Source organism: Desulfuromonas versatilis, from assembly GCF_019704135.1.
GTDB classification, from domain to species: Bacteria; Desulfobacterota; Desulfuromonadia; order Desulfuromonadales; family NIT-T3; genus Desulfuromonas_A; species Desulfuromonas_A versatilis.
On the sequence record NZ_AP024355.1, the window covers coordinates 3,731,543 to 3,751,212 of the forward strand.

Consider the following 19,670-nt stretch of genomic DNA (forward strand, 5'->3'; position numbering starts at 1 on the left):
CGATGCATATCTCCGACGGTGTTCTGCCCACCTCGGTGGCGATCGGCAGCTATCTGCTCAGCGCCGGCCTGGCCGCCTGGAGTGCCCGCCGCACCCGCAGCGCCGACCTGCCAAGGGTCGCGGTGGTCAGCGCGGCCTTTTTCGTCGCCTCCTTGATCCACGTCCCCTTCGGCCCCACCAGCGTGCATCTGCTGATTCCCGGCTTGGCCGGCGCCCTGCTCGGGGCCTCGGCGTTTCTGGCCATTGGCCTGGGCCTGCTGCTGCAGAGCCTGCTGTTTCAGTTCGGCGGCCTGACCGCCCTGGGCGCCAATGCCCTGATGATGGGGATCCCGGCGCTAGCCTGCGGCTGGATCTTCCAGCACTTCAAGGGGCAGGGGCGCAAACGCCAGGCCACTGTCGGCGGCCTGGTCGGGGCCCTGGGGACAGCCCTCTCGGCGCTGGTTCTGGCGCTGCTGCTGATCAGCGGCGGGGAGGATTTCCTCGGCGTCGCCAAGATCGCCCTGCTTGCCCACCTGCCGGTCTTCGTCATCGAGGGGTTGGTCAGCGCCTTCACCATCGGGTTTCTCGCCCGGGTCAAGCCGGAGCTGCTGGAGCCCGCCTTCCTGCGCGGGGCCGGGGAGTTCCATGACTGAGGTCGCCCGCATCGCGTTGCCGCTCTGGCAGATCCTGCTGCTGCTGGTGCCGCCGGCCCTGCTGGCGGCGGCGCTGGCCGGGCTGCGCTACCTGGGCCGCAGCCGCCGGGAGCGCAGCGAGGAGCGCGATTGGTCGGTCCCGGCCCTGGTGCAGGGGAGCGGCAACTCGCCCTTCCATCGTTGGGACGTGCGCTGCAAGCTGGCCACCCTGCTGGGCTACGCCTTTATGGTCGCCTCGCTCCAGCAGCTGCCCTCGGCCCTGGCGGCGGTGGCGCTTTCGGCGGCGGCCCTGGCGGTGGCCCGCACCCCCCTGCCCCGGGTGCTGCTGCGGCTGCTGGCGGTGTGCGGTTTTCTCGGCATGCTGCTGGTGGTCATGCCCTTTTCCGCCCCGGCGCATCCGGGGGATACGCTGCTGATCTTCGGCGGCCTGGAGGGCCTCGGCTTCAACCTGCGCGGCCTGCAGCTGGCGGGGACCATCGCCGCCAAGGGGGTGGCCATCGCCCTGCTCAGCGAGCCGCTGTTCGCCACCGCCCCGCTGCCGGTGACCCTGCACGGCCTGGCGCGCCTGGGAGCCCCGGAGATGGTCGGGCAGATGGTGCTGCTCAGCCACCGCTACCTGCACGTTTTCCGCCACGAGGCGCAGCGCATGGCCGCGGGCATGCAGGTGCGCGGCTTTCGCAAGCGCACCAGCGTCGCCACCCTGCAGGCGGTGGCCAACTTTCTCGGCATGCTCTTCGTACGCAGCTTCGAGCGGACCGAGCGGGTCTTCGAGGCCATGCAGGCCCGCGGCTATCGCGGCCGGTTTCCCGAGCCGGCCGAGCTGCGCCTGCGGCGAAGCGATCTGCTGCTGGGCGCGGCCTGCCTGGCTCTGGGGATCACCCTGGTCGCTTTCGACCGGCTGTGGTTCTAAGGAGAAGTGCCGTGCACGAACTGAACCGCCCCACCCCACTGCCGAGCCCCGCCTCCGCCCTGTTTGCCCTGCGCGGTCTCGGTCACCGCTACCCGGACGGCACGGCGGCCCTGCAGAGCGTCGACCTGGAGGTGGCGGCCGGGGACCGCATCGCCCTGGTCGGCCACAACGGCTCCGGCAAGACCACCCTGGTCAAGCTGCTCTGCGGGCTGCTGAGGCCAAGCGCCGGCACCCTGGAGTACAAGGGGGAGGCGCTTCGCGGGCCCCACCTGGAGCTGGCCCGCCCGGAGATCGGCCTGCTTTTCCAGGACCCGGACGACCAGCTGTTCGGCCATACCGTCCTCGACGACGTCGCCTTCGGGCCGCGCAACCAGGGGCTTTCCGCGCCCCTGGCCGAACAGGCGGCCCGCCGCGCGCTGCAGCAGGTGGACCTGCTGCACCTGGCCTTCAAGGCGCCGCACAACCTGAGCTTCGGCCAGAAAAAGCGCGCGGCCCTGGCCGGTCTGCTGGCCATGAACCCGCAGGTGCTGATCCTCGACGAGCCGACCGCCAATCTCGACCGCCGCCAGGAGGAGCTCTTTCTGAGCCTGCTGCGGAATTTTCCCGGGACCCTGATCTGCATCAGCCACGACCTGATCTTCCTCTACGAGCTCTGCTCGCGGGCAGTGGTGCTGGACGCCGGGCACGTGCATCACGATTACACCCTGCGCGAGCTGGTCACCCAGCGCCAGGCGCTGCGCGAACACGGGCTCGACTTTTCCTTCCGCTTCACCCTCGCCCCCGACGCAGCCGCACCGCCGGCCGCGGACCCTCCGGCCCCGTCCCAGCAGACAACCGCCGAAGTGCCCCCCCTGGTCGCCCTGCGCGACTACCGCTATCGCTATCCGGACGGCACCCAGGCGCTGCGCGGTCTGGACCTGGAGATCCGGCCCGGCGAGCGGCTGGCCATCGTCGGCGAGAACGGTGCGGGCAAGACCACCCTGCTCTCCTGCCTGCTCGGCCTGCACCAGGGGCGCGGCAGCTTCAGCCTGGCGGGAAGGCCGGTCAACCGCAGGCGGCGCCGGGAGCTCTGGCGGCAGGTGGGGATGGTCTTCCAGGACTGCGCCGATCAACTTTTCTGCCCGAGCGTCGCCGAGGAGGCGGCCTTCGGTCTGCGTCAGCTCGGCTACCCCCAGGAGGAGATCCGCCAGCGGACCGCCAAGGCCCTGGCCCGGGTGCGCCTCGAGGGGTTCGAGGAGCGGGTTCCGCTGCATCTCTCCGGGGGCGAGCGCAAGCGCCTGGCGCTGGCCTGCGTGCTGGCCATGGAACCGCAGCTGTTGATCCTCGACGAACCGACCGCCGGACTCGATCCCCAGGGGGAGGAACTGCTGCTGGAGATCCTGCGCGAGCTCGACTGCACCCTGCTGCTGGTCAGCCACGACATGTTTTTTATCGGCGAGTTGACCCGGCGAACCCTGGTGATGCACCAGGGCCGGATCGTCGGCGACCTGGCCACCGCCGAATTTTTGCAGGACGGCAGCCTGGCCAGCCTCAACGGCCTGGCCTTCACCTACCGGCAGCGCTGCAGCAGCGCTATCCGCGGACTGCAGCACGCCCACGAGCACAGCCACCGGCACCGGCACCTGCACGAGCATCGCCACCGGCACGGCAGCCTGGAGCACAGCCACCCCCACGAACACGAGCATGAACACCACCACCAGTTTGTCCATGCCCATCCCCCGGGGCATGGCGGCCACGCCCATCCCCCCCGGAGCCTGCATGACCACGAGCATCCCGGCCACGAGGAGGAAGAGCACGACCATGAGCACGGCCCGGACTGAGCCGGGGCCCTTGAACACCTCCCCTTGCGAAGCGATCGCGGGCGGATAAAATTGGAGTTCGTTGGACAACTCCAGGGAGGGTGCCTATGCCGACCTACGAATATCGCTGCCGCAAGTGCCAGAAGGATTTTGTCGAGGTCATGAGCATGGCCGAGCACGACCAGGCGAAAATCCAGTGCCCGGCCTGCAAGAGCGGGGAAGTCGCCCAGCAGTACTCGGTGTTCTATGCCAAGACCAGCAAAAAAAGCTGACACCTGAACCAGCCGGGGGGCTTGCATGCCGGGCAGGAACCAAAACCGGGACCGCACCCTCAGCATCTTCCTGTGCGGCGATCTGATGACCGGCCGCGGCATCGACCAGATCCTGCCCCACCCCGGCGACCCGCGCCTGCATGAGCCTGTGGTGGAGGATGCCCGGCGCTACGTGGAGCTGGCCGAAAGGGCCCACGGTCCGATCCCCCGCGGCTGCGTTTTCGCCTATCCCTGGGGCGACGCCCTGGCCGAGCTGCAGCGGCGTGCGCCGGATCTGCGCCTGGCCAACCTCGAGACCAGCATCACCGTCAGCAACGATTATTGGCCGGGCAAGGGGATCAACTACCGGATGCACCCGAAAAACGCGCCGGTACTCTCCGCCGCCGGCATCGGGGTCTGCGCCCTGGGCAACAACCACGTGCTCGACTGGGGTTACGCGGGGCTGGCGGAGACTCTTCGCGTTCTGGACCAGACCGGCATCCGCCACGCCGGAGCCGGGGCCTCCCGGCGCGAGACCGAAGCGCCGGCGGTGGTGGCGCTGCCCGGCAAGGGCCGGGGGCGGGTACTGGTGTTCAGCTTCGGGGCCGCGAGCAGCGGCATTCCCGGCGGCTGGGCCGCCACCGACGACCGGGCCGGGGTCGCCCTGCTGCCGGATTTCTCCGCAACGACCATCGAGCAGATCCGCAGGCGGATCGCCGCCGCCAGGCGCCCCGGCGACCTGGTCATCGCCTCGCTCCACTGGGGCGGCAACTGGGGCTACGCCATCCCCCACCCGCACCGCAGCTTCGCCCACCGGCTGATCGACGAGGCCGGCGTCGACCTGGTCCACGGCCACTCCTCCCATCACCCCATCGGTATCGAGGTCTACCGGGAGCGGCTGATCCTTTACGGCTGCGGCGACCTGCTCACCGACTACGAGGGGATCGCCGGCTACGAGGAATTTCGCGCCGATCTGGGCCTGCTGTATTTCGCCGAGCTCCACCCCAGAACCCGAACCCTCGCCGCCCTGGAGATGGTGCCGCTGCAGACCCGCAACTTCCGCCTGCAGCGCGCCTCAAAGGCCGACGCCCGCTGGCTGATGGAAGTGCTCAACCGCGAAGGCCGGGGGTTGGGAACACGGACTGAGATAACGCAGGAGAACGCACTCAGGCTTCTCTGGGAATAATTACGTTTCCCATCGGAAAATCCCTCCCCCCTTTGAGTTCGCCGATTACTTTTTCCCTTGCAAATCCCCGCCGACCGATTTCTAATTCTTCTGAAGAATCAACCGGATAAACCCCCAGCGGAGCATCTACCGTGGAATTCACCTTCAAGCCGGTCGGCATCGTCCGCTCCTGCTTCAGCGAAAAATTCGGCATCCCCCGCCAACCGTCCCTGGTTCCGGCGGCCCGCGCCACCCTCGAGCTGCTCCCCCCCTTCGACCGCCCCGAGGCGCTGCGGGGCCTGGAGGGGTTCTCGCACCTGTGGCTGCTGTTTGTTTTTCACGCCTGCCCGCCCCACGACGGCAGCCTCACCGTGCGCCCGCCCCGCCTGGGCGGCAACCGGCGGCTGGGGGTGTTCGCCACCCGCGGCACCCACCGCCCCAACCCCATCGGCATGTCGGTGGTCGAGCTCGAGGGAATCGACTGCGAGGCCGAGCGCTGCAGCCTGCGCATCCGCGGCGCCGACCTGCTCGACGGCACGCCGGTGCTCGACATCAAGCCCTACCTCCCCTACGCCGACAGCCTCCCCGGGGCGAGCGGCGGCTTCGCCGAGGCGGCCCCTCGCCCCAGCCTCGAAGTCGCGTTCACCGAGGCCGCCCAGGCCCAGCTTGCCGAACTCGAGCCCGGCCGCCCTGCCCTGCGCGAACTGATCGTCCAGACCCTGCAATACGACCCGCGCCCGGCCTACCGGCAGGGGCAGGACGACACCAAGGTCTACGGCATGCGGCTCTACGACCTGGATGTGCGCTGGAATGTGGAGGGGAAAATTGTCAGCGTCGTGGCAATCGAACCGGCCTGAACCAATCTGGACAGAATTTTCAAACCCTGTTACTTTGAGGCATTCGATTTCCCACCGTCAATCAAGGAGATCCGCCATGAGCAGCGCCGAAAAAACGCCCCTCTCCTGCGCCAAGTGCAGCGCCCTGTGGCAGAAGCAGGGGACCACCAACTGCTGGAGCGACCCGAAAAGCCGCCCCGGCCGGCCCGGCTACTGCCCCTCGCAGCGCGAGGCGCAGGTCATCGAGGAATCGTTCAGAAAGTACACCGGCGACAGCGAGGACGCCAGGCTGGCCCGAGTGGCCGCCGAAGTCGAGGGGCTCTGCTACCAGCCGGTGCCCGGCTCCGATGCGGTCAACGCCCGTTGGACCCGGGTCGAGGACACCATCGCCCTGGCCAAGCTGATGGGCTGGAAGAAGATCGGCATCGGCACCTGCATCGGCCTGCTCGAGGAGAGCAGCCGCCTCTCCGACATCCTCAGCGCCCAGGGCTTCGAGCCGCTCTCGGTCTGCTGCAAGGCCGGCAGCATCGACAAGCTCGAACTCGGCATCCCCGAAGAAGCCAAGGTGCGCCCCGGCACCTTCGAGCCGGCCTGCAACCCCATCGCCCAGGCCCGGCTGCTCAACCAGTCCAAAACCGACATGAACATCATCGTCGGGCTCTGCGTCGGCCACGACATGCTCTTTGCCAAGTACTCCGAGGCGCCGACCACCACCCTGGTGGTCAAGGACCGGGTCACCGGCCACAACCCCGCGGCGGTGCTCTACGGGCAGAACTTCTATTACAAGCGGCTGCAGAAACAGCTGGTGATCAAGGTTGATTAGGCGAATCGGGCTGCTTGCCGCCCTGCTGTTGCTGCTGGCCTTGCAGCCGCTGGGAGCGTCCGAAAGGGCCAGCGCCACGATTCCACTGGATGGCGCCCCCCTGCAGGCGATCGAGCTGCGCACCTTCGACGCCTGGGGCGGAGGCTCCCCGCTCGCCAGCTACCGCCGCGACGGGGAGGCAATCCGGGCCGAGCTGGACCTGGGGGTGGCGGACCGCCTGGAAATCATCCTGCACCCGGCGGCACCGGGCAACGAAAGATTACGCATCAGGCAGCAATATGAAACCAGCCTGACCCTGATGGACGAAGGTCCCCACATGGATCTGCTCGATTGGACCCACTTCGTTTCACCCTGGGTGGAATTGGAAGCAACCCCCGAAGGAAGCTTTATCATGCCGATCCCGACGAGCAGTAAATTCCCAGCTGTAAACACAGAAGAGATCGTGGCCGCGGTAGAAACAGAATCGGCGCAGTGGGAAAAGGAAGGTTACCAGTCAGGGGAACGCTGGATCAATCTGGCCAGGCAGTGCCGGGGGCCGAACGACTACCCTTGCGGCGTGGGTTTGAGCCTGATCCGCCTGAACATCGAGGTCCTGGACCAGGGAGCCTGGCGCACTCTGGAGCGGATTGAGCTTAGCCTGCCCATGGGCTGCTGAGCGACGGGTGCGGCAGATTGCCGATTATTCACGGGCTGCAGAAAACTTTTCCTTTCAGCCCTTTTTCATCCCTGGCCCCTCGCAGGTTGCCGAAACGAACCGGACCACCTCACGATAGTGAGCTGGTGGGGGTCTGGTAAATCCATAGGCAGAGCAGGGATTAAAAATCTTAAGCAACCGACAGGAAAGGCCCCGCCGGGGAATGCACGGCGGGGCCCTTGAGATTTGAGAGTGCCCGAACTGGTGAATTGACGGAAAGATGGTAAATCCTCCTTTTTCCCGTCAATAAACAGTGAATTTCCAAGTGTAGGGCGCAACCGAATTCCCGTCGGGATCGGTCACCGCGCTGCTGACGTTGGCGGTGTAAATGCCACCCGATGTCAGTGAGGAGGCGGGTTCGAAGGTGGCCGACTGGTCTTCCGCATCGTAGCTGACCGTTCCTGTCACACGATTTCCGCTCTCATCCTCTGCCCAGAAAGTGTCTTCATTAATTGTTGTGGCGACCATCGCTTCACTGAAAATGGCCATCACGACCGTGTCCGGCAACACGTCGGAGGTCCCCGCAGGCGGCAAGGTGGCCACGATTTGCGGGGTGGTGTACACCGATACGCGGGTCCACGCCGAAGATCCGACCGCCCCAACCAGGGACGCTGTCACCGAGATGAGGCTATCGCGCTCCTCAAGGTCGGAGAGCTGGACCGTCCAGGAGTCTGTGGTGGGATATGAAACGGTGCCTACCGTCGCCGCGGGGCTCACCGCCACATCGACTTCTGCTCCCAGGCCCCTGCTGCCCGCCAAGGTGAGCGTGGTGTCGTCGCGGGGGGTCAGCGGACGGTCGACGGTCAGCGGGACGGCGGTTTCCTCCCGGACAATGGTCAGGGATTTTTCCTGGGTCTGCGGGTTGATGGCCGTATCCTCGGCCTCAATGGTCACCGTGTGGCTGCCGTCCTCCAGTGCCGCGGATTCGGGAATAGCGAAGCTCCAGTGAATTCCGTCATATACCACGGGCACTTCGATTGCTTCCCCGTCCAATTCGATCGAGACGATGCTCCCCCCTGGAATCAGCGTTCCGTAAACGCTGGGTGTCGATTCAGCAGTTATGGTACTTACCTGGTCTAGCCTGACGATGTCATAGGTCAGGGAAAAGTAGAGAATGCTGGTATTTCCCCGCTCATCCCCGGCATTGACCGTGACCGTGTTCGTGCCCGGTTCCAGATCGGCCACCGTACAGCTCCAGATCCCGTTCTCGATAGAAACATCACCGACTTCAGCGGAGGAGTCAACGCTCACCTCGATATCTGCGCCAGTTTCGATTGTCCCGGAAAGGGTCTTTTCTCTCTCGAAGGTCGATGGGCTCAATGCGTTCAGGGTCACTTCCGGAGGCGTTAAATCATCATCGCTGCTGCTTCCGCAGGCGTTCAAGCACACCAGTGAAAAAAGGGCAATCAGGCAGATGAGATTCATCGGGGGCCAATCAGTTCTCTTCATCGGCAAGGTCTCCTTGCATGGATTGATGTCATTACCGCAGGACGACCCGGAAGCCCGTTTGGCCGTTTAGATTGAAGGGGTAATCCTGGTCGCGGGCAGCGGTGCGCAGGTCATCTGCCGAGCTCGTGTAGCTTCCGCCGCGCACAACTCGGGTATCGTAGTTGTAGGGCTCCCCATCGCCCCCGGTCGCGCTGCCGTCACTCGGGGGTTCCGAGCCGGAGAGGTTGACCGGGTTGCTTGACGAACTGCTGCTGTAATATGCCTCGTCGTACCAGTCCCAGCACCACTCCCGAACGTTGCCGGCCATATCCTGCAATTCCCAGGTATTGGATGGGTAGCTTCCGGCAGTGGTCACCCGCCCGAGCGAACTCCCGCAGTCGTAATTGGCCTTTTCGCAGCTCAGCGTTCCATCGTCGCTGGGATAGTCGAGTTCATCTTCGCCCCCCGCAGCATATTCCCACTCCGCCTCCGTCGGCAGGCCCATGGCGACGCCGTAGACCTCGGTGTAGAACCTGGTGAACGCATAGGCCCCGTGCCAGGAGACAAAAGTAACCGGCCAGTTCTCATAACCGGCCTCCGCTGAAAAGACGCCGTCCTCGTAAATGATATGGCAGGCGTTGTCGGGGTCTTCTCCGTCGGCGGCGGCACCCTCGAGGTCAAGGTACAAGTATCCGACATAAGTCCCGACGGCGCCGTAAACCTTGCTGGCGGTGGCAAACACATACCCCTCTTCCAGCGCATCATTCAGGTAATCGGCATATTGGGCGTTGGTGATTTCGGTCTGGCTTATCTGAAATGCATCGAGGTTGACCGTATGAACCGGTGCTTCCTCGGGATGCAGGGGATCATCAAAAGTCCCCATGAAAAAATGTCCCTCGGGGATGGTTATCCAGGTGATGCCGCTGACCGTGGCGTCATCGTCGTCGCTGTCTGAGCCGCACCCCCAGAAAATGGTTGCTGAAACCACCAGAAAGACCAGAACCAACCTTCTGAATTTCACTTAATTTCCTCCTTGATTGTTTTCGTGCCAGGTGTAATGCCCCATGGAGTAGAGGCCGGCGGCCGATTGTGCTGTGTAAGATGAAGAGATCAGCCTCGGGGGAGCGGTTGGACTGGTGAGACAAATTTGCCCATGACCCAACCATGGTGTCCGCCCGGCAATCGCACGTAATACCAGCCGAGCGCATTTCCCACCACCGACAGGTGAACTCCCTGCGAAACCTGATGAACCACCGGATTCTCTGCCCCGGGGCCCGAGCGGACATTCAATACAGCCACCTGCACAATTACCTCGTGGCCCTCCGCCAGGGGTTCGGGGGTGGGGGCCTCTACGACCATGTAGCCTCCGGGCAGCTGGCGATAGTAGACGCCGCCGGCCAGGAAAAAGGTCGTGCCGCCTAAAGTGACAGTCGAAAAGCCGCTCGGAAGAACGTTGACCACCGCTCCAATCGGGGCTGTGACGGCCACGTATCCGCCGGGCTTTCCCCGGTAAAAGCGGCCGCCATGGACGAAATACTTGGTTTTCCCAACATGGATGACTTTGTGTCCGGCCGGAAGCCTTTTTACGAATACTTCAACTCGATGAGGTGGTGAAGCCGGCCCGCCGGCCAACGCTTCGCCCGGGCCGGCCAGAAGCGGCAGAAATAACCAGGCCAGCGTCAGGAAGGACCCTATTGTCCACCCTAATTTCTTTTTCATGGTGAGGATCCTTTCTCCGACTTTGGAAAGGGCCCCGGGAACAGGGTTTTCCTGGGGCCATTGTCAGGCGAGTTTCCATCCATCGTTTCCGGATGGACACCAGGCTAATTGCCCCGGCTTCCCTGCCATTGCCACCGCGGCCTCGGAAAGCACCCTCCGCAACGGCGACCAGTTGCCCGCTTCGCTCCTGGCAGATGGCCTTCACGGTATCGCCGCGCCGGTTTTCAAACGGCACCGGATCTCCTGCACTCTTGTCCTTGCAGGCGTCAATCGCCGCCTGGGGAGGGCCCTGCGGACGACGGCCGTCCGTCGAGCCGCCAAAGGCCCATCCTGCCGCTGGCATCATGGCGAGCAAACCGCCAGGGCAGTTGCTTTTCTCATCTTTCCTGCGCACATTTTCATCTTGGGGCACTATTTCTTGAGGGGGCTGTTGCCTGGCAACGGTTTTTGAAGAAAGACCCGAAAAATCCGATCGCCCACCGCCTTTCCCTTTTCAGCAGGCTTGGCGGCCCAACCGGAAGCAGATATACACAATCCTTTCTAAAGCAGGGGTTAAGAGTAGGGCGTCCCAGGTAAAGATATGCAAAGGAGAAAACCCTTTTCTTTACATTTCTTAACAGCCCAGCTGAAGCTCTTGCGGTGAGGACGGGGAAAATGAAGGATATCCGCTTGGGAAGGGGTTGGGGAAAGGTCAGAGGATCTTCCATTGCCGGGTTTTCTGGTCATCAGGAAATGGCCCCGAGGGCGTTTTACCCGGTGGCCATCATTTTGCTGGCAACAATGCAGGGTCACCGCTGCAGCTTGGGCAGAGGGATTTTTGCCTTCACCTGCTGTCGGGATCCAATGCCATGCCACCCACAAGGTTGAAATCCCCGAAATGACGGCGACGCACTTCATGCCAAAAGTCGCATCGTATGCCTGGATGACCATGGTGGCGGACGAAATTATTATTGACAGCATCGGTCATCAATGAATATCATTCTGAAAAAATGGAGCAACAGCGAATGATCGACGATATTGACCTGCAGATTCTGCACATACTTCAGGAAAAAGCGCGGATCCCCAATGCCGAGGTGGCCCGCCAGGTGGGCATGGCCCCGTCGGCGGTGCTGGAGCGGATCCGCAAGCTGGAGGACCGGGGGATCGTCGAGGGCTACGAGGTGCGCCTCAACCCCAGCCACTTCGGCCAGCAGCTGGCGGCCTTCGTCTTCGTCGAGGCGAGCCGCGCCGGCAACGGCCGGCTGGCGGGGGAGCTGGCAAACCTCACCGGAGTGCAGGAGGTCCACCAGGTTGCCGGCGAGGACGGCTACCTGGTCAAGCTGCGGGTGGCGGGCACCGAGGAGCTGGGACGCATCCTGCGCGACGAGTTCGCGGCCATCGAGGGGGTGCGCAGCACCCGCACCCACGTGGTGCTGTCGACCACCAAGGAAACCCGGCGCATCGACCTGGAACGCGCCCAGACCACGCCCTAAAGTAATCGAACATCAATTGGATATAGAACAGAACTGAAACCCACTTTCCCCAAGGAGAACCCTGACCATGCCCATGTCCGAATCGTTCAAGCAGCGGCTGTTCCCGGTGGTCAAGCAGATCGCCGAGCACTACGGCACCCCCTTCCACATCTACGATGAGGCCGGCATCCGCGAAACCGGCGAGAACCTGAAAAAGGCCTTCGCCGGCATCGAGGGGTTCCGCGAGTACTACGCGGTCAAGGCCCTGCCCAACAAGCGCATCCTGCAGATCATGAAGGAGCTGGGCTTCGGTTTCGACTGCAGCTCGATCCCCGAGCTGATCCTCAGCCGCGAGCTGGGCGGCCGCGGCGAGGACATCATGTTCACCTCGAACAACACCAGCATCGAGGAGTTCCGCTTTGCTGAAGCAGACGGCGGCTGCATCCTCAACCTGGACGACATCTCGCTGATCCCCAAGGTTCCCGAGTTCCCCGAGCTGATCTGCTTCCGCTACAACCCGGGACCGCGGCGCACCGGCAACGTGATCATCGGCAACCCCGTCGAGGCCAAGTACGGCGTCACCCACGAGCAGGTGGTCGAGGCCTACCGCCAAGCCAAAGAGCGCGGCGCCAAGCGCTTCGGCCTGCACACCATGGTCGCCTCCAACGAGCTCGACTACACCTACATGGTGGAGACCGCCCGCATGGTGCTGGAGATCGCCGAGCTGGTGGAGAAGGAGCTCGGTATCCGCTTCGAGTTCGTCAACATCGGCGGCGGCTTCGGCATCCCCTACAAGCCCGAGCAGCAGCCGCTGAACATCGCCGCCATGGCCAAGGAGATCACCGCCCAGTTCGAGGCCTTCAAGGCCCGCCACGGTTACGCCCCGCGCATGTACATGGAGAGCGGCCGCTTCATGACCGGCCCCCACGGCGCCCTGGTGACCACCGCCATCAACCACAAGGACACCTACCGCAAGTACGTCGGCCTGGACGCCTGCATGTCGTCGCTGATGCGCCCGGCCCTCTACGGCTCGTACCACCACATCGACGTGCTCGGCAAAGAGAACCAGCCCAAGAGCGAGGTCTACGACGTGGTCGGCTCGCTGTGCGAAAACAATGACAAGTTCGCCATCCAGCGCGAACTGCCCCCCATCGAGGAGGGCGACCTGGTGATCCTCCACGACAGCGGCGCCCACGGCCACGCCATGGGCTTTCAGTACAACGGCCGGCTGCGCCCCAAGGAGCTGCTGCTGCGCGAAGACGGCAGCGTGGAGCTGATCCGCCGCGCCGAGACGGTGGAAGACTATTTCGCCACCTACAACTTCCAGCCCGACGCCTTCACCCCCGCCAAGGGGTAACCCGAAGACGCCGGCATTCTCTCCGGGGTCGGCCGCATTCGGCCGGCCCCGGTTTCATTCATGCCGCCGAAAAAAAATGAAGGCCGCTTCCCACCGGGAAACGGCCTTCGCTGGTTGCGAACGCCGCAGCGCCCTTCCAGCCCCTCCTGTTGCAGACATTACACACCTGCTGTGGCGCGATTACCGCGGCAGCCCCTCCTGCTGCTGACTGACCGCCACAGCCGGTTGAGAATTTTTTGCCTTCCAGATCATTCTAGTTGCCACCAATGTCAGCAGGCTCCCCAGGATCAGGATCAGCGCCGTCGGCAAGACATTGCGCCAGAAATGATATCTAACTTTCTGCAAAGACTTGGCAAACGACCTTGCTCCGGTCCTGGGTCGGCGTTCCTTCCAGATTTCAATGGCCAACGATTTCATAGCATCACCCTCCTGCCGCAGCCAGGCATCCCGCATTTTTCCCAGCGCTCCGGCAAATTTATTAACACAATCTTATGCAAATAGGGTGCCCGGCATCGGCCGCCCGACCAGGCAACTATTGACAAATAAGCGCTGCCGGGTTATTGGAAAACATTCACGCCGGTCCCGTTCGCAGGCTGGCGCTGTTTTCATGCCATGTGGCCGATGCCGGGGCGGGGGATGGATTCCCATAAATTTCAACAATTTTTCGTCGAACCGCGGGTAGTCAGGATCGAACTGCCCGTAAAAGGCCCGGAAAGCATCTTCAACTGCCGAGTCAGCCTGGCCGAGGACGCTCAGCTCGAGGTGCTGTTTCCACCTGGCAAACTACCCCTCGGACAATTGCGCCGGGGCTTCCGCGGTGTCCTGCTTTGCAAGGGGGAGATGGGGGTATTCACCCTGGTGGTCGCAATTGAAAAAATCCGCGACGACCGTCACCTGCAGATCAGCGTGGTACAGGCAAGCTCCCCTGAGCAGAAGCGGGATCATTTTCGTGTCGATGCCCAGATTCAGCTGGCCTATTGGCCCCTGGACGCCCCGCCCGGCTACCAACCCCCCGTCCCGGTCAAAGTCAACATCGGCGGCGGCGGTCTGCGCATGCCGATCGAGAAACCGCTGCCTAAGGGGACACGCCTGGGCATGCTGCTGATTCTCCCTTCCGAAAAGGAACATCTCATCGAATGCTGCGCCGAGGTGGTACGGCTGTTCCAGCGTTCCAACGGCACCCGGGAGGCCGCTGTGAGTTTCTTCGATATGCGTCTGAAGGACCAGGACCGCATCACCGCTTTCTGCTTTGACCAGCAGCGGCATCTGCTGCGCACGAAAGTCCGCATCCTCTAGCCGGAATAGGCCCCCCCTCCCCCACCTTGACTCAGCTCCCGGTTCCAATCAGGCCCGAAGGCCTCTGCGACTCTCTCCGGGAAAATTGGTCCATGCGCTGCGGCCGCCTTGTGGAAATGGTTTCTTATGTTAATGATTAGCTTAGGCTAACTATTTTTCAAGGGAAAGGAGCGAATCATGTCGGTAGCCAAGGTCATCGAAATCCACGCGGAGGGCAAAAGCATGGAGGACGCCGCCGGTTCGGCGCTGAAGGAGGCGGCCAAAACCGTCGACAACATTCGCAGTATCTACATCCAGGACATTCAGGCCATTGTTGAGAACAACCAGATCGTCAAATACCGCGTCAACGCCAAATTGACCTTTGTGATCAAGGGCTGATTGGCCCCGCCTACCTCCTGCAGTTGTCATATCCGGGTGAAGCCCCCAGGGTTTCACCTGTTTTTCTGCCGTCTCCGCACCCGGAAGAATGGTGGAACCACGGCTGCCGCCAGGTATTTCTTGTCTATGCGAAGTGAAAGCGCTAAAATAGCGGCGAATTTCCTGTAAACCCGTGACATGCCCCGTGAGTACCATGACAACCCTGGCCAAAACCATCTGCAAGCTGATCCCGGTTTTTTTCCTGTTTTTTTCCACAACCAGCAGCATCCTCGCCGCAGGTCCCCTCGAACCGCCCCTGAACCAGGCGGTTCGCGAGTCGCTGCGGGTGCGCCTCGAGACCTCCGTGCCCACCCAGGGGCTGTCCGCCGCGGGCGACAGCCTGCTGGCCACCGCGGCGCTGCCCGAATTCTACCAGCAGCGGCTTTTCCACCCCGCCTGGATCCACGATGGGCGCCCCGGAGAGGCGGCAGCCGAAATTTTGGAGGCCATCCGCCAGGCCGACCTGGAAGGGCTGGTTCCCGAGCATTACCACCTGGAGGCCATCGAGAAACTGCTGGCCCGGATTTCCGCCGACATCGCGGTACCGCTCAACATGAGCGGTGCGCTGGCCGACCTCGACCTGCTGCTGACCGATGCCTTCCTGGTTTTGAGTAGCCATTACCTCAACGGCCGCATCAACCCGGCCACCGTGGACCCTGAATGGCACGCCCGGCGCAACCAGACCGACCCGGTGCCCCTGCTGCAGAGTGCCCTGGAAACCGGCCGCATCAGGGAGACTCTCCAGGGACTGCTACCCGGGCAGGCTGAATATGCCGGGCTTCGCCAAGCTCTGGAGCACTACCGCAAGATCGCCGCTGCAGGCGGGTGGCCGCGGATTGCCGAGGGCGTCAAACTGCAGAAAGGCGACCGCGGCCCCCGGGTGGCCGCGCTGCGCGAACGGTTGGCGATCACCGCCGATCTCGATGCGGAACTCGTCCATGGCGACATTTTCGACAGCGCGCTGAATGAGGCGGTGCTTCGCTTTCAGAGGCGCCACGGCCTGACCGACGACGGCGTGGTGGGCAAGGGGACCCTGGCGGCCCTTAATCTGCCCGCCGAGGACCGGGTCCGGCAGATCGAGGTCAACCTCGAGCGCTGGCGCTGGCTCCCCCGCGATCTGGGCGAACGGCATATCCTGGTCAATATCGCCGACTTTCACCTCTGGGTTCGCGAGAAAAGCGACGTGGTACTGGAGATGAGGGTGGTCGTGGGCAAACCCTACCGGCGCACCCCTGTTTTCTCGGGGCGCATGACCTACCTGGTGCTCAATCCCTACTGGCAGGTCCCCCACAAGCTCGCCGTGGAAGATATTCTGCCAATGGTCAAGAAGGACCCGAACCACCTGGAAAAAATCAACATGAAGGTTTTCCAGGGGTGGGGCGCCGACGCCAAGGCCATCGACCCCGCCACCATCAACTGGCGCGAGCTGCACCGCAAACGCTTCCCCTACCGGCTGCGCCAGGATCCGGGGCCGATCAACGCCCTGGGGCGCATCAAGTTCATGCTCCCCAACCAGTACGACATCTACCTGCACGACACGCCTGCCAAGGAGCTGTTCCGCAAGGACACGCGCACCTTCAGCTCCGGCTGTATCCGCCTGGAGAAGCCGCTCGAACTGGCCGAATACCTGCTGCGGGGCAGCCGCCTCGAGGGGCGGCAAGCTATCAGTGACGCCCTGCAGGGTGCCGTCGACCGCATTCAGCCGCTGCCCCAGCCGATTCCGGTTCATCTGTTATACTGGACCAGTTGGGTCGAACAGGACGGCACCGTCCAATTCCGTCAGGATATTTACGAGCGCGACCAGGTCCTCGACGCCGCGCTCTCGGCAACACCTCCCGCCCCCGAAGCCTGACCGGGAGATTCTCAGTCCGCCGAGGCGCTGCCGCTGGAGAGTCGAACATGTACCAACCACTGCAAATCGGCAGACGTTTCTGCGTCCTCCCCCCCGGCCAGGGCTGGGACACTCCGGGCAGCATCCCGCTGTTCATGTTGCGTGGCCCATTCGGCTCGGGCCTGCATGAGACCACCGCCAGCTGCCTGGAAATTCTGGAAAAGATCGAGGGCCTGGCCGGAAGCCGGGTTCTGGACCTGGGGTGTGGGACGGGGATCCTGGCCATTGCGGTTCTCAAGTTGGGCGCCCGGGAGGCACAGGGGATCGATATCAATCCCGAAGCGGTGGCCGTGGCCGCGGAAAACCGCCGCCACAACGAACTGGAGGGGAGACTGGAGCTGGTCACGGGGGTGCTGGAAGACGCCGCGCCGCAGAGCTTCGACCTGGTCATGGCCAATATCCACTGCGACCTGCTCATCGACCGGGCCGGCGAACTGCTCAGCCGGGCGCGCCCGGGGGGGAGACTGCTGCTATCGGGGATGCCCCTGGAATACCAGGATGCGATCTGCCAGGTCTACCAGCAACTGGGTTGTCGACTGCTGGAGCGGCGCCAGATGAGCGAATTTGCCTCGGTTTTGCTGCAGCGGGGCCAGAGCTGCTGAGACGCCCGCCGAAACAACAAGCCGCCCCCCGGTATGGGGAGCGGCTTGCCGGTTTGTCCCTTCAACAACTCAACGGAAACCGCCAGGGCGGAACCCTGGTGCAACCGCTCAAGTCTGTTCCTCGCAGTTCTGCATTGCCCAGTTCTGGTGGCGACCATCAGTCTCGACCTCGAAATTAATCCCTGAACAGGCAACAATCTTCCCGGTCTGATGGGTGACCTGATGCTCTACATGACGCTCCTGGCCATTCTGCACGGCCTGACAGATCGATGTGAATCGCTGGCTCTTCATAGTCGCATCCTTTCCTTAATGGAGAAAATCAGCAGACATTCCTTCCTTGCCAAGCGGCGGACGCCCTTGGCGTCCTGTTTGCTACTTTCCGTCTATTATAACCGCATCGGGGGCGTTGAAGGAAAGCCCCCCGCGCTGATGGTACTATGAATACAGATACTGAAACCTGGAAACCGCCCCAGGGAGGAAACGGAAAGATGAAACGAACGCGACTGGCCCGGGCCTGGAAATTCCTGCTCTGCCTGATGCTGACGCTGACGGCGGCCGGCGGGACGGCGCAGGTCTTCGGGCAGACCGGCATGGCTCCGCGGGTCGGCACCTTTCTGGTGGCGGCCGAGGCTATTAAGGACCCACGCTTCCAGCAGACGGTGATTCTGCTGGTTCGCCACGACCTGGGCGGCACCGTCGGACTGGTGGTCAACCGGCCGGCCGTTGTCGCTCCCCAGAAGGTACTGCCCGAACTGCCCGAACAGTTTGCCGGACTTTTTTTCGGCGGACCGGTGTCACCGCTCCGCCCCATGGTCCTGCTGCGCAGCAGCAACCCTCCGGCCGATTCACTGGCAGTTCTGGAGCGAACCCACGTGGTCGGGCTTGACGAGGTGCTGCGCCACCTGACCGGGGGCGGACGCCCCGGCGAGTTGTTCCGCATCTACCTGGGGTATGCCGGCTGGAGCGCCGGCCAACTGGCCCGGGAAATCTCCCGCGGCGACTGGCAGGTGGTTGCGGGCGAGGAAAAGGCCATTTTCGAGGAAGATCCCGCCGGGCTCTGGGAGCGGTTGCACCAGGCCGGAACCATCATCACCATCTGAAATCGATACCTGTCAACCGGCCGCCGTCCCCGCGGTCGCCCACCGGAGCCAGCATGCACGCCCTGGAGCAGTTTGTCCAATCCCTCAACGATTCCGAGCGAAAGATTTTCACGGGCCTTAATTCCCCCGCCGAAATCCAGGCCTTCCTCGATACGGTCCCCTACAGCACCGAACCGGTCTACCGCTGTCCGCGCCAGGTGCTGCGCGACAGGCTGGCCCACTGTTTCGACGGGGCCCTGTTCGCCGCTGCCGCCCTGCGGCGGCTGGGGCATGCACCGCGCATCATCGACATGGTGGCCGAGCGCGACGACGATCACCTGCTGGCCGTCTACCGCCAGGGGCCCTGCTGGGGTGCGGTGGCCAAATCGAACTTCGCCGGTCTGCGCTATCGCGAACCGGTCTACCGCACCCTGCGCGAACTGGTCATGTCCTACTTCGAGCTCTACTACAACACCGCCCGGGAAAAGACCCTGCGCAGCTACACCGTCCCCCTCGACCTGGGCCGCTTCGACGCCGAAGGGTGGATGATCGACGATCAGCCCCTCGAGCGAATCGCCGACCGGCTCGACAGCATCCGCCACGTCACCCTTCTTACCCCCGCCCAGGCAAGGGCATTGCAGCCGGTGGACCAGCGCAGCTTCGAGGCCGGGCTGCTGGGCTCGGAGGCCGCCGGGTTGTACGATCCCGAAACGGCCTGAAATCTCGGCCCCGAGGGGGCGGTTATGCTAAAATAAAGGTGAAAAAACGCTCTTTGAAATCTCTGGGATGACCGGTTCCGGACAGCGGTGGCTTCGCCAGCACCATGAGGCAGCATCCTCCGGCAACTCCCCGGTGTGTCGACCCGCCCGACCCGGGTTGCCTGAAGGGGTTTTCTGGGGGAGATCGTTTGGACATACCACGCGAATTGCCAGCGCGGGCCGGCATCACCGGAGATTGTATTCAGAGCCGTTGATTGCTATAATTGAATCAGGCAGAAAGAAAAAAAGGCGTTCTTTGACAGTTTCCGGGCAAGGTATTTCCCGGTGCGGCCTTACGGAAAGACGGTTCCTCAGGGATACCCGAAAACCGTGCCTTAACTGCGGCAACCGCGATCCTGACCTGCAACACACCAGCCAGGGATCACGGGTTGATCCGCAGGCACCAGGGAAAAACCTGAACCCGGCAGAGAGAAGCCGACACCGCGCGGTCTAACGACGGAAGCCGTATCCTCCCATCCGCCGGGGCAGAATGGCCCCAGAAAAAGACCGTCCACGAAAGGTGCAACGCCAAGTCGGGTCACTAAAGAGCCGGCAAGGCGCC

General features: G+C 63.4%; 22 protein-coding genes. 17 read left to right on the forward strand and 5 right to left on the reverse strand.

Annotated elements, in window-relative coordinates; all coding sequences use genetic code 11:
• Positions 1-2 precede the first annotated feature (2 nt).
• The 8 genes from cbiM to DESUT3_RS16830 all read left to right on the forward strand — a co-directional run bounded on the left by cbiM (position 3) and on the right by DESUT3_RS16830 (position 7,071).
• On the forward strand, positions 3-632 hold the full coding sequence (gene cbiM, locus DESUT3_RS16795; RefSeq protein ID WP_221249618.1) for a cobalt transporter CbiM: 630 nt from the start codon (positions 3-5) through the stop codon (positions 630-632).
• Positions 625-1,542, forward strand: coding sequence for a cobalt ECF transporter T component CbiQ (gene cbiQ / locus DESUT3_RS16800; RefSeq protein ID WP_221249619.1), 918 nt, complete (start codon positions 625-627; stop codon positions 1,540-1,542). Before cbiM ends, cbiQ begins: the two co-directional genes overlap by 8 nt.
• A gap of 11 nt (positions 1,543-1,553) precedes the next feature.
• On the forward strand, positions 1,554-3,362 hold the full coding sequence (locus DESUT3_RS16805; RefSeq protein ID WP_221249620.1) for an ABC transporter ATP-binding protein: 1,809 nt from the start codon (positions 1,554-1,556) through the stop codon (positions 3,360-3,362).
• Positions 3,363-3,448: 86 nt separating this feature from the next.
• A complete protein-coding gene (locus DESUT3_RS16810; protein ID WP_221249621.1) occupies positions 3,449-3,613 on the forward strand; it encodes an FmdB family zinc ribbon protein in 165 nt (54 codons plus the stop codon).
• 25 nt (positions 3,614-3,638) lie between these two features.
• The gene (locus DESUT3_RS16815) at positions 3,639-4,778 is read left to right on the forward strand and encodes a CapA family protein (protein ID WP_221249622.1); all 1,140 of its coding nucleotides are present in this window, start codon (positions 3,639-3,641) and stop codon (positions 4,776-4,778) included.
• 131 nt (positions 4,779-4,909) lie between these two features.
• On the forward strand, positions 4,910-5,614 hold the full coding sequence (gene tsaA / locus DESUT3_RS16820) for a tRNA (N6-threonylcarbamoyladenosine(37)-N6)-methyltransferase TrmO (RefSeq protein ID WP_221249623.1): 705 nt from the start codon (positions 4,910-4,912) through the stop codon (positions 5,612-5,614).
• A gap of 76 nt (positions 5,615-5,690) precedes the next feature.
• Positions 5,691-6,416 carry a DUF1847 domain-containing protein gene (locus tag DESUT3_RS16825; RefSeq protein ID WP_221249624.1) on the forward strand — a complete coding sequence of 242 codons (726 nt, stop codon included), beginning with the start codon at positions 5,691-5,693 and terminating at the stop codon, positions 6,414-6,416.
• Positions 6,409-7,071: a hypothetical protein gene (locus tag DESUT3_RS16830; protein WP_221249625.1), complete on the forward strand. Its 663-nt coding sequence runs from the start codon at positions 6,409-6,411 to the stop codon at positions 7,069-7,071. Before DESUT3_RS16825 ends, DESUT3_RS16830 begins: the two co-directional genes overlap by 8 nt.
• Positions 7,072-7,353: 282 nt before the next feature.
• On the opposite strand, the gene DESUT3_RS16835 is transcribed toward DESUT3_RS16830, so the two are convergent.
• The 3 genes from DESUT3_RS16835 to DESUT3_RS16845 form a co-directional block, all read right to left on the reverse strand.
• Positions 7,354-8,559 carry an Ig-like domain-containing protein gene (locus tag DESUT3_RS16835; RefSeq protein ID WP_221249626.1) on the reverse strand — a complete coding sequence of 402 codons (1,206 nt, stop codon included), beginning with the start codon at positions 8,557-8,559 and terminating at the stop codon, positions 7,354-7,356.
• A gap of 31 nt (positions 8,560-8,590) precedes the next feature.
• Positions 8,591-9,559: a formylglycine-generating enzyme family protein gene (locus DESUT3_RS16840; RefSeq protein ID WP_221249627.1), complete on the reverse strand. Its 969-nt coding sequence runs from the start codon at positions 9,557-9,559 to the stop codon at positions 8,591-8,593.
• An 89-nt stretch (positions 9,560-9,648) separates the two neighbouring features.
• Complete coding sequence (locus tag DESUT3_RS16845) at positions 9,649-10,257, reverse strand: DUF6515 family protein (RefSeq protein WP_221249628.1); 609 nt, start codon at positions 10,255-10,257, stop codon at positions 9,649-9,651.
• Between the two features lie 706 nt (positions 10,258-10,963).
• Between DESUT3_RS16845 and DESUT3_RS16850 the strand changes: the two genes are divergently transcribed.
• The 3 genes from DESUT3_RS16850 (at position 10,964) to lysA (ending at position 13,065) form a co-directional block, all read left to right on the forward strand.
• The gene (locus DESUT3_RS16850) at positions 10,964-11,230 is read left to right on the forward strand and encodes a hypothetical protein (protein ID WP_221249629.1); all 267 of its coding nucleotides are present in this window, start codon (positions 10,964-10,966) and stop codon (positions 11,228-11,230) included.
• A gap of 31 nt (positions 11,231-11,261) precedes the next feature.
• Positions 11,262-11,729, forward strand: coding sequence for an Lrp/AsnC family transcriptional regulator (locus tag DESUT3_RS16855; protein WP_221249630.1), 468 nt, complete (start codon positions 11,262-11,264; stop codon positions 11,727-11,729).
• Positions 11,730-11,796: 67 nt separating this feature from the next.
• Positions 11,797-13,065 (forward strand): diaminopimelate decarboxylase, encoded by a 1,269-nt coding sequence (lysA, locus tag DESUT3_RS16860; RefSeq protein ID WP_221249631.1) that lies wholly within the window; start codon positions 11,797-11,799, stop codon positions 13,063-13,065.
• A gap of 180 nt (positions 13,066-13,245) precedes the next feature.
• On the opposite strand, the gene DESUT3_RS16865 is transcribed toward lysA, so the two are convergent.
• On the reverse strand, positions 13,246-13,482 hold the full coding sequence (locus DESUT3_RS16865) for a hypothetical protein (RefSeq protein WP_221249632.1): 237 nt from the start codon (positions 13,480-13,482) through the stop codon (positions 13,246-13,248).
• Between the two features lie 219 nt (positions 13,483-13,701).
• Between DESUT3_RS16865 and DESUT3_RS16870 the strand changes: the two genes are divergently transcribed.
• The 4 genes from DESUT3_RS16870 (at position 13,702) to DESUT3_RS16885 (ending at position 17,271) form a co-directional block, all read left to right on the forward strand.
• Positions 13,702-14,361 (forward strand): PilZ domain-containing protein, encoded by a 660-nt coding sequence (locus DESUT3_RS16870; RefSeq protein WP_221249633.1) that lies wholly within the window; start codon positions 13,702-13,704, stop codon positions 14,359-14,361.
• A 177-nt stretch (positions 14,362-14,538) separates the two neighbouring features.
• The gene (locus DESUT3_RS16875) at positions 14,539-14,739 is read left to right on the forward strand and encodes a dodecin family protein (protein WP_221249634.1); all 201 of its coding nucleotides are present in this window, start codon (positions 14,539-14,541) and stop codon (positions 14,737-14,739) included.
• Positions 14,740-14,932: 193 nt separating this feature from the next.
• A complete protein-coding gene (locus DESUT3_RS16880) occupies positions 14,933-16,630 on the forward strand; it encodes a L,D-transpeptidase family protein (protein ID WP_225911715.1) in 1,698 nt (565 codons plus the stop codon).
• A gap of 47 nt (positions 16,631-16,677) precedes the next feature.
• Entirely contained in the window at positions 16,678-17,271 is a 594-nt protein-coding gene (locus DESUT3_RS16885) for a 50S ribosomal protein L11 methyltransferase (protein WP_221249636.1), read from the forward strand.
• Between the two features lie 108 nt (positions 17,272-17,379).
• Here DESUT3_RS16885 and DESUT3_RS16890 read toward each other — a convergent pair whose 3' ends face one another.
• On the reverse strand, positions 17,380-17,562 hold the full coding sequence (locus DESUT3_RS16890) for a hypothetical protein (RefSeq protein ID WP_221249637.1): 183 nt from the start codon (positions 17,560-17,562) through the stop codon (positions 17,380-17,382).
• A gap of 197 nt (positions 17,563-17,759) precedes the next feature.
• Here DESUT3_RS16890 and DESUT3_RS16895 point away from each other — a divergent pair, with 197 nt between their 5' ends.
• Positions 17,760-18,371 (forward strand): YqgE/AlgH family protein, encoded by a 612-nt coding sequence (locus DESUT3_RS16895; RefSeq protein ID WP_221249638.1) that lies wholly within the window; start codon positions 17,760-17,762, stop codon positions 18,369-18,371.
• A 53-nt stretch (positions 18,372-18,424) separates the two neighbouring features.
• Positions 18,425-19,069 carry a hypothetical protein gene (locus tag DESUT3_RS16900; protein ID WP_221249639.1) on the forward strand — a complete coding sequence of 215 codons (645 nt, stop codon included), beginning with the start codon at positions 18,425-18,427 and terminating at the stop codon, positions 19,067-19,069.
• The last annotated feature ends 601 nt before the right edge of the window (positions 19,070-19,670 follow it).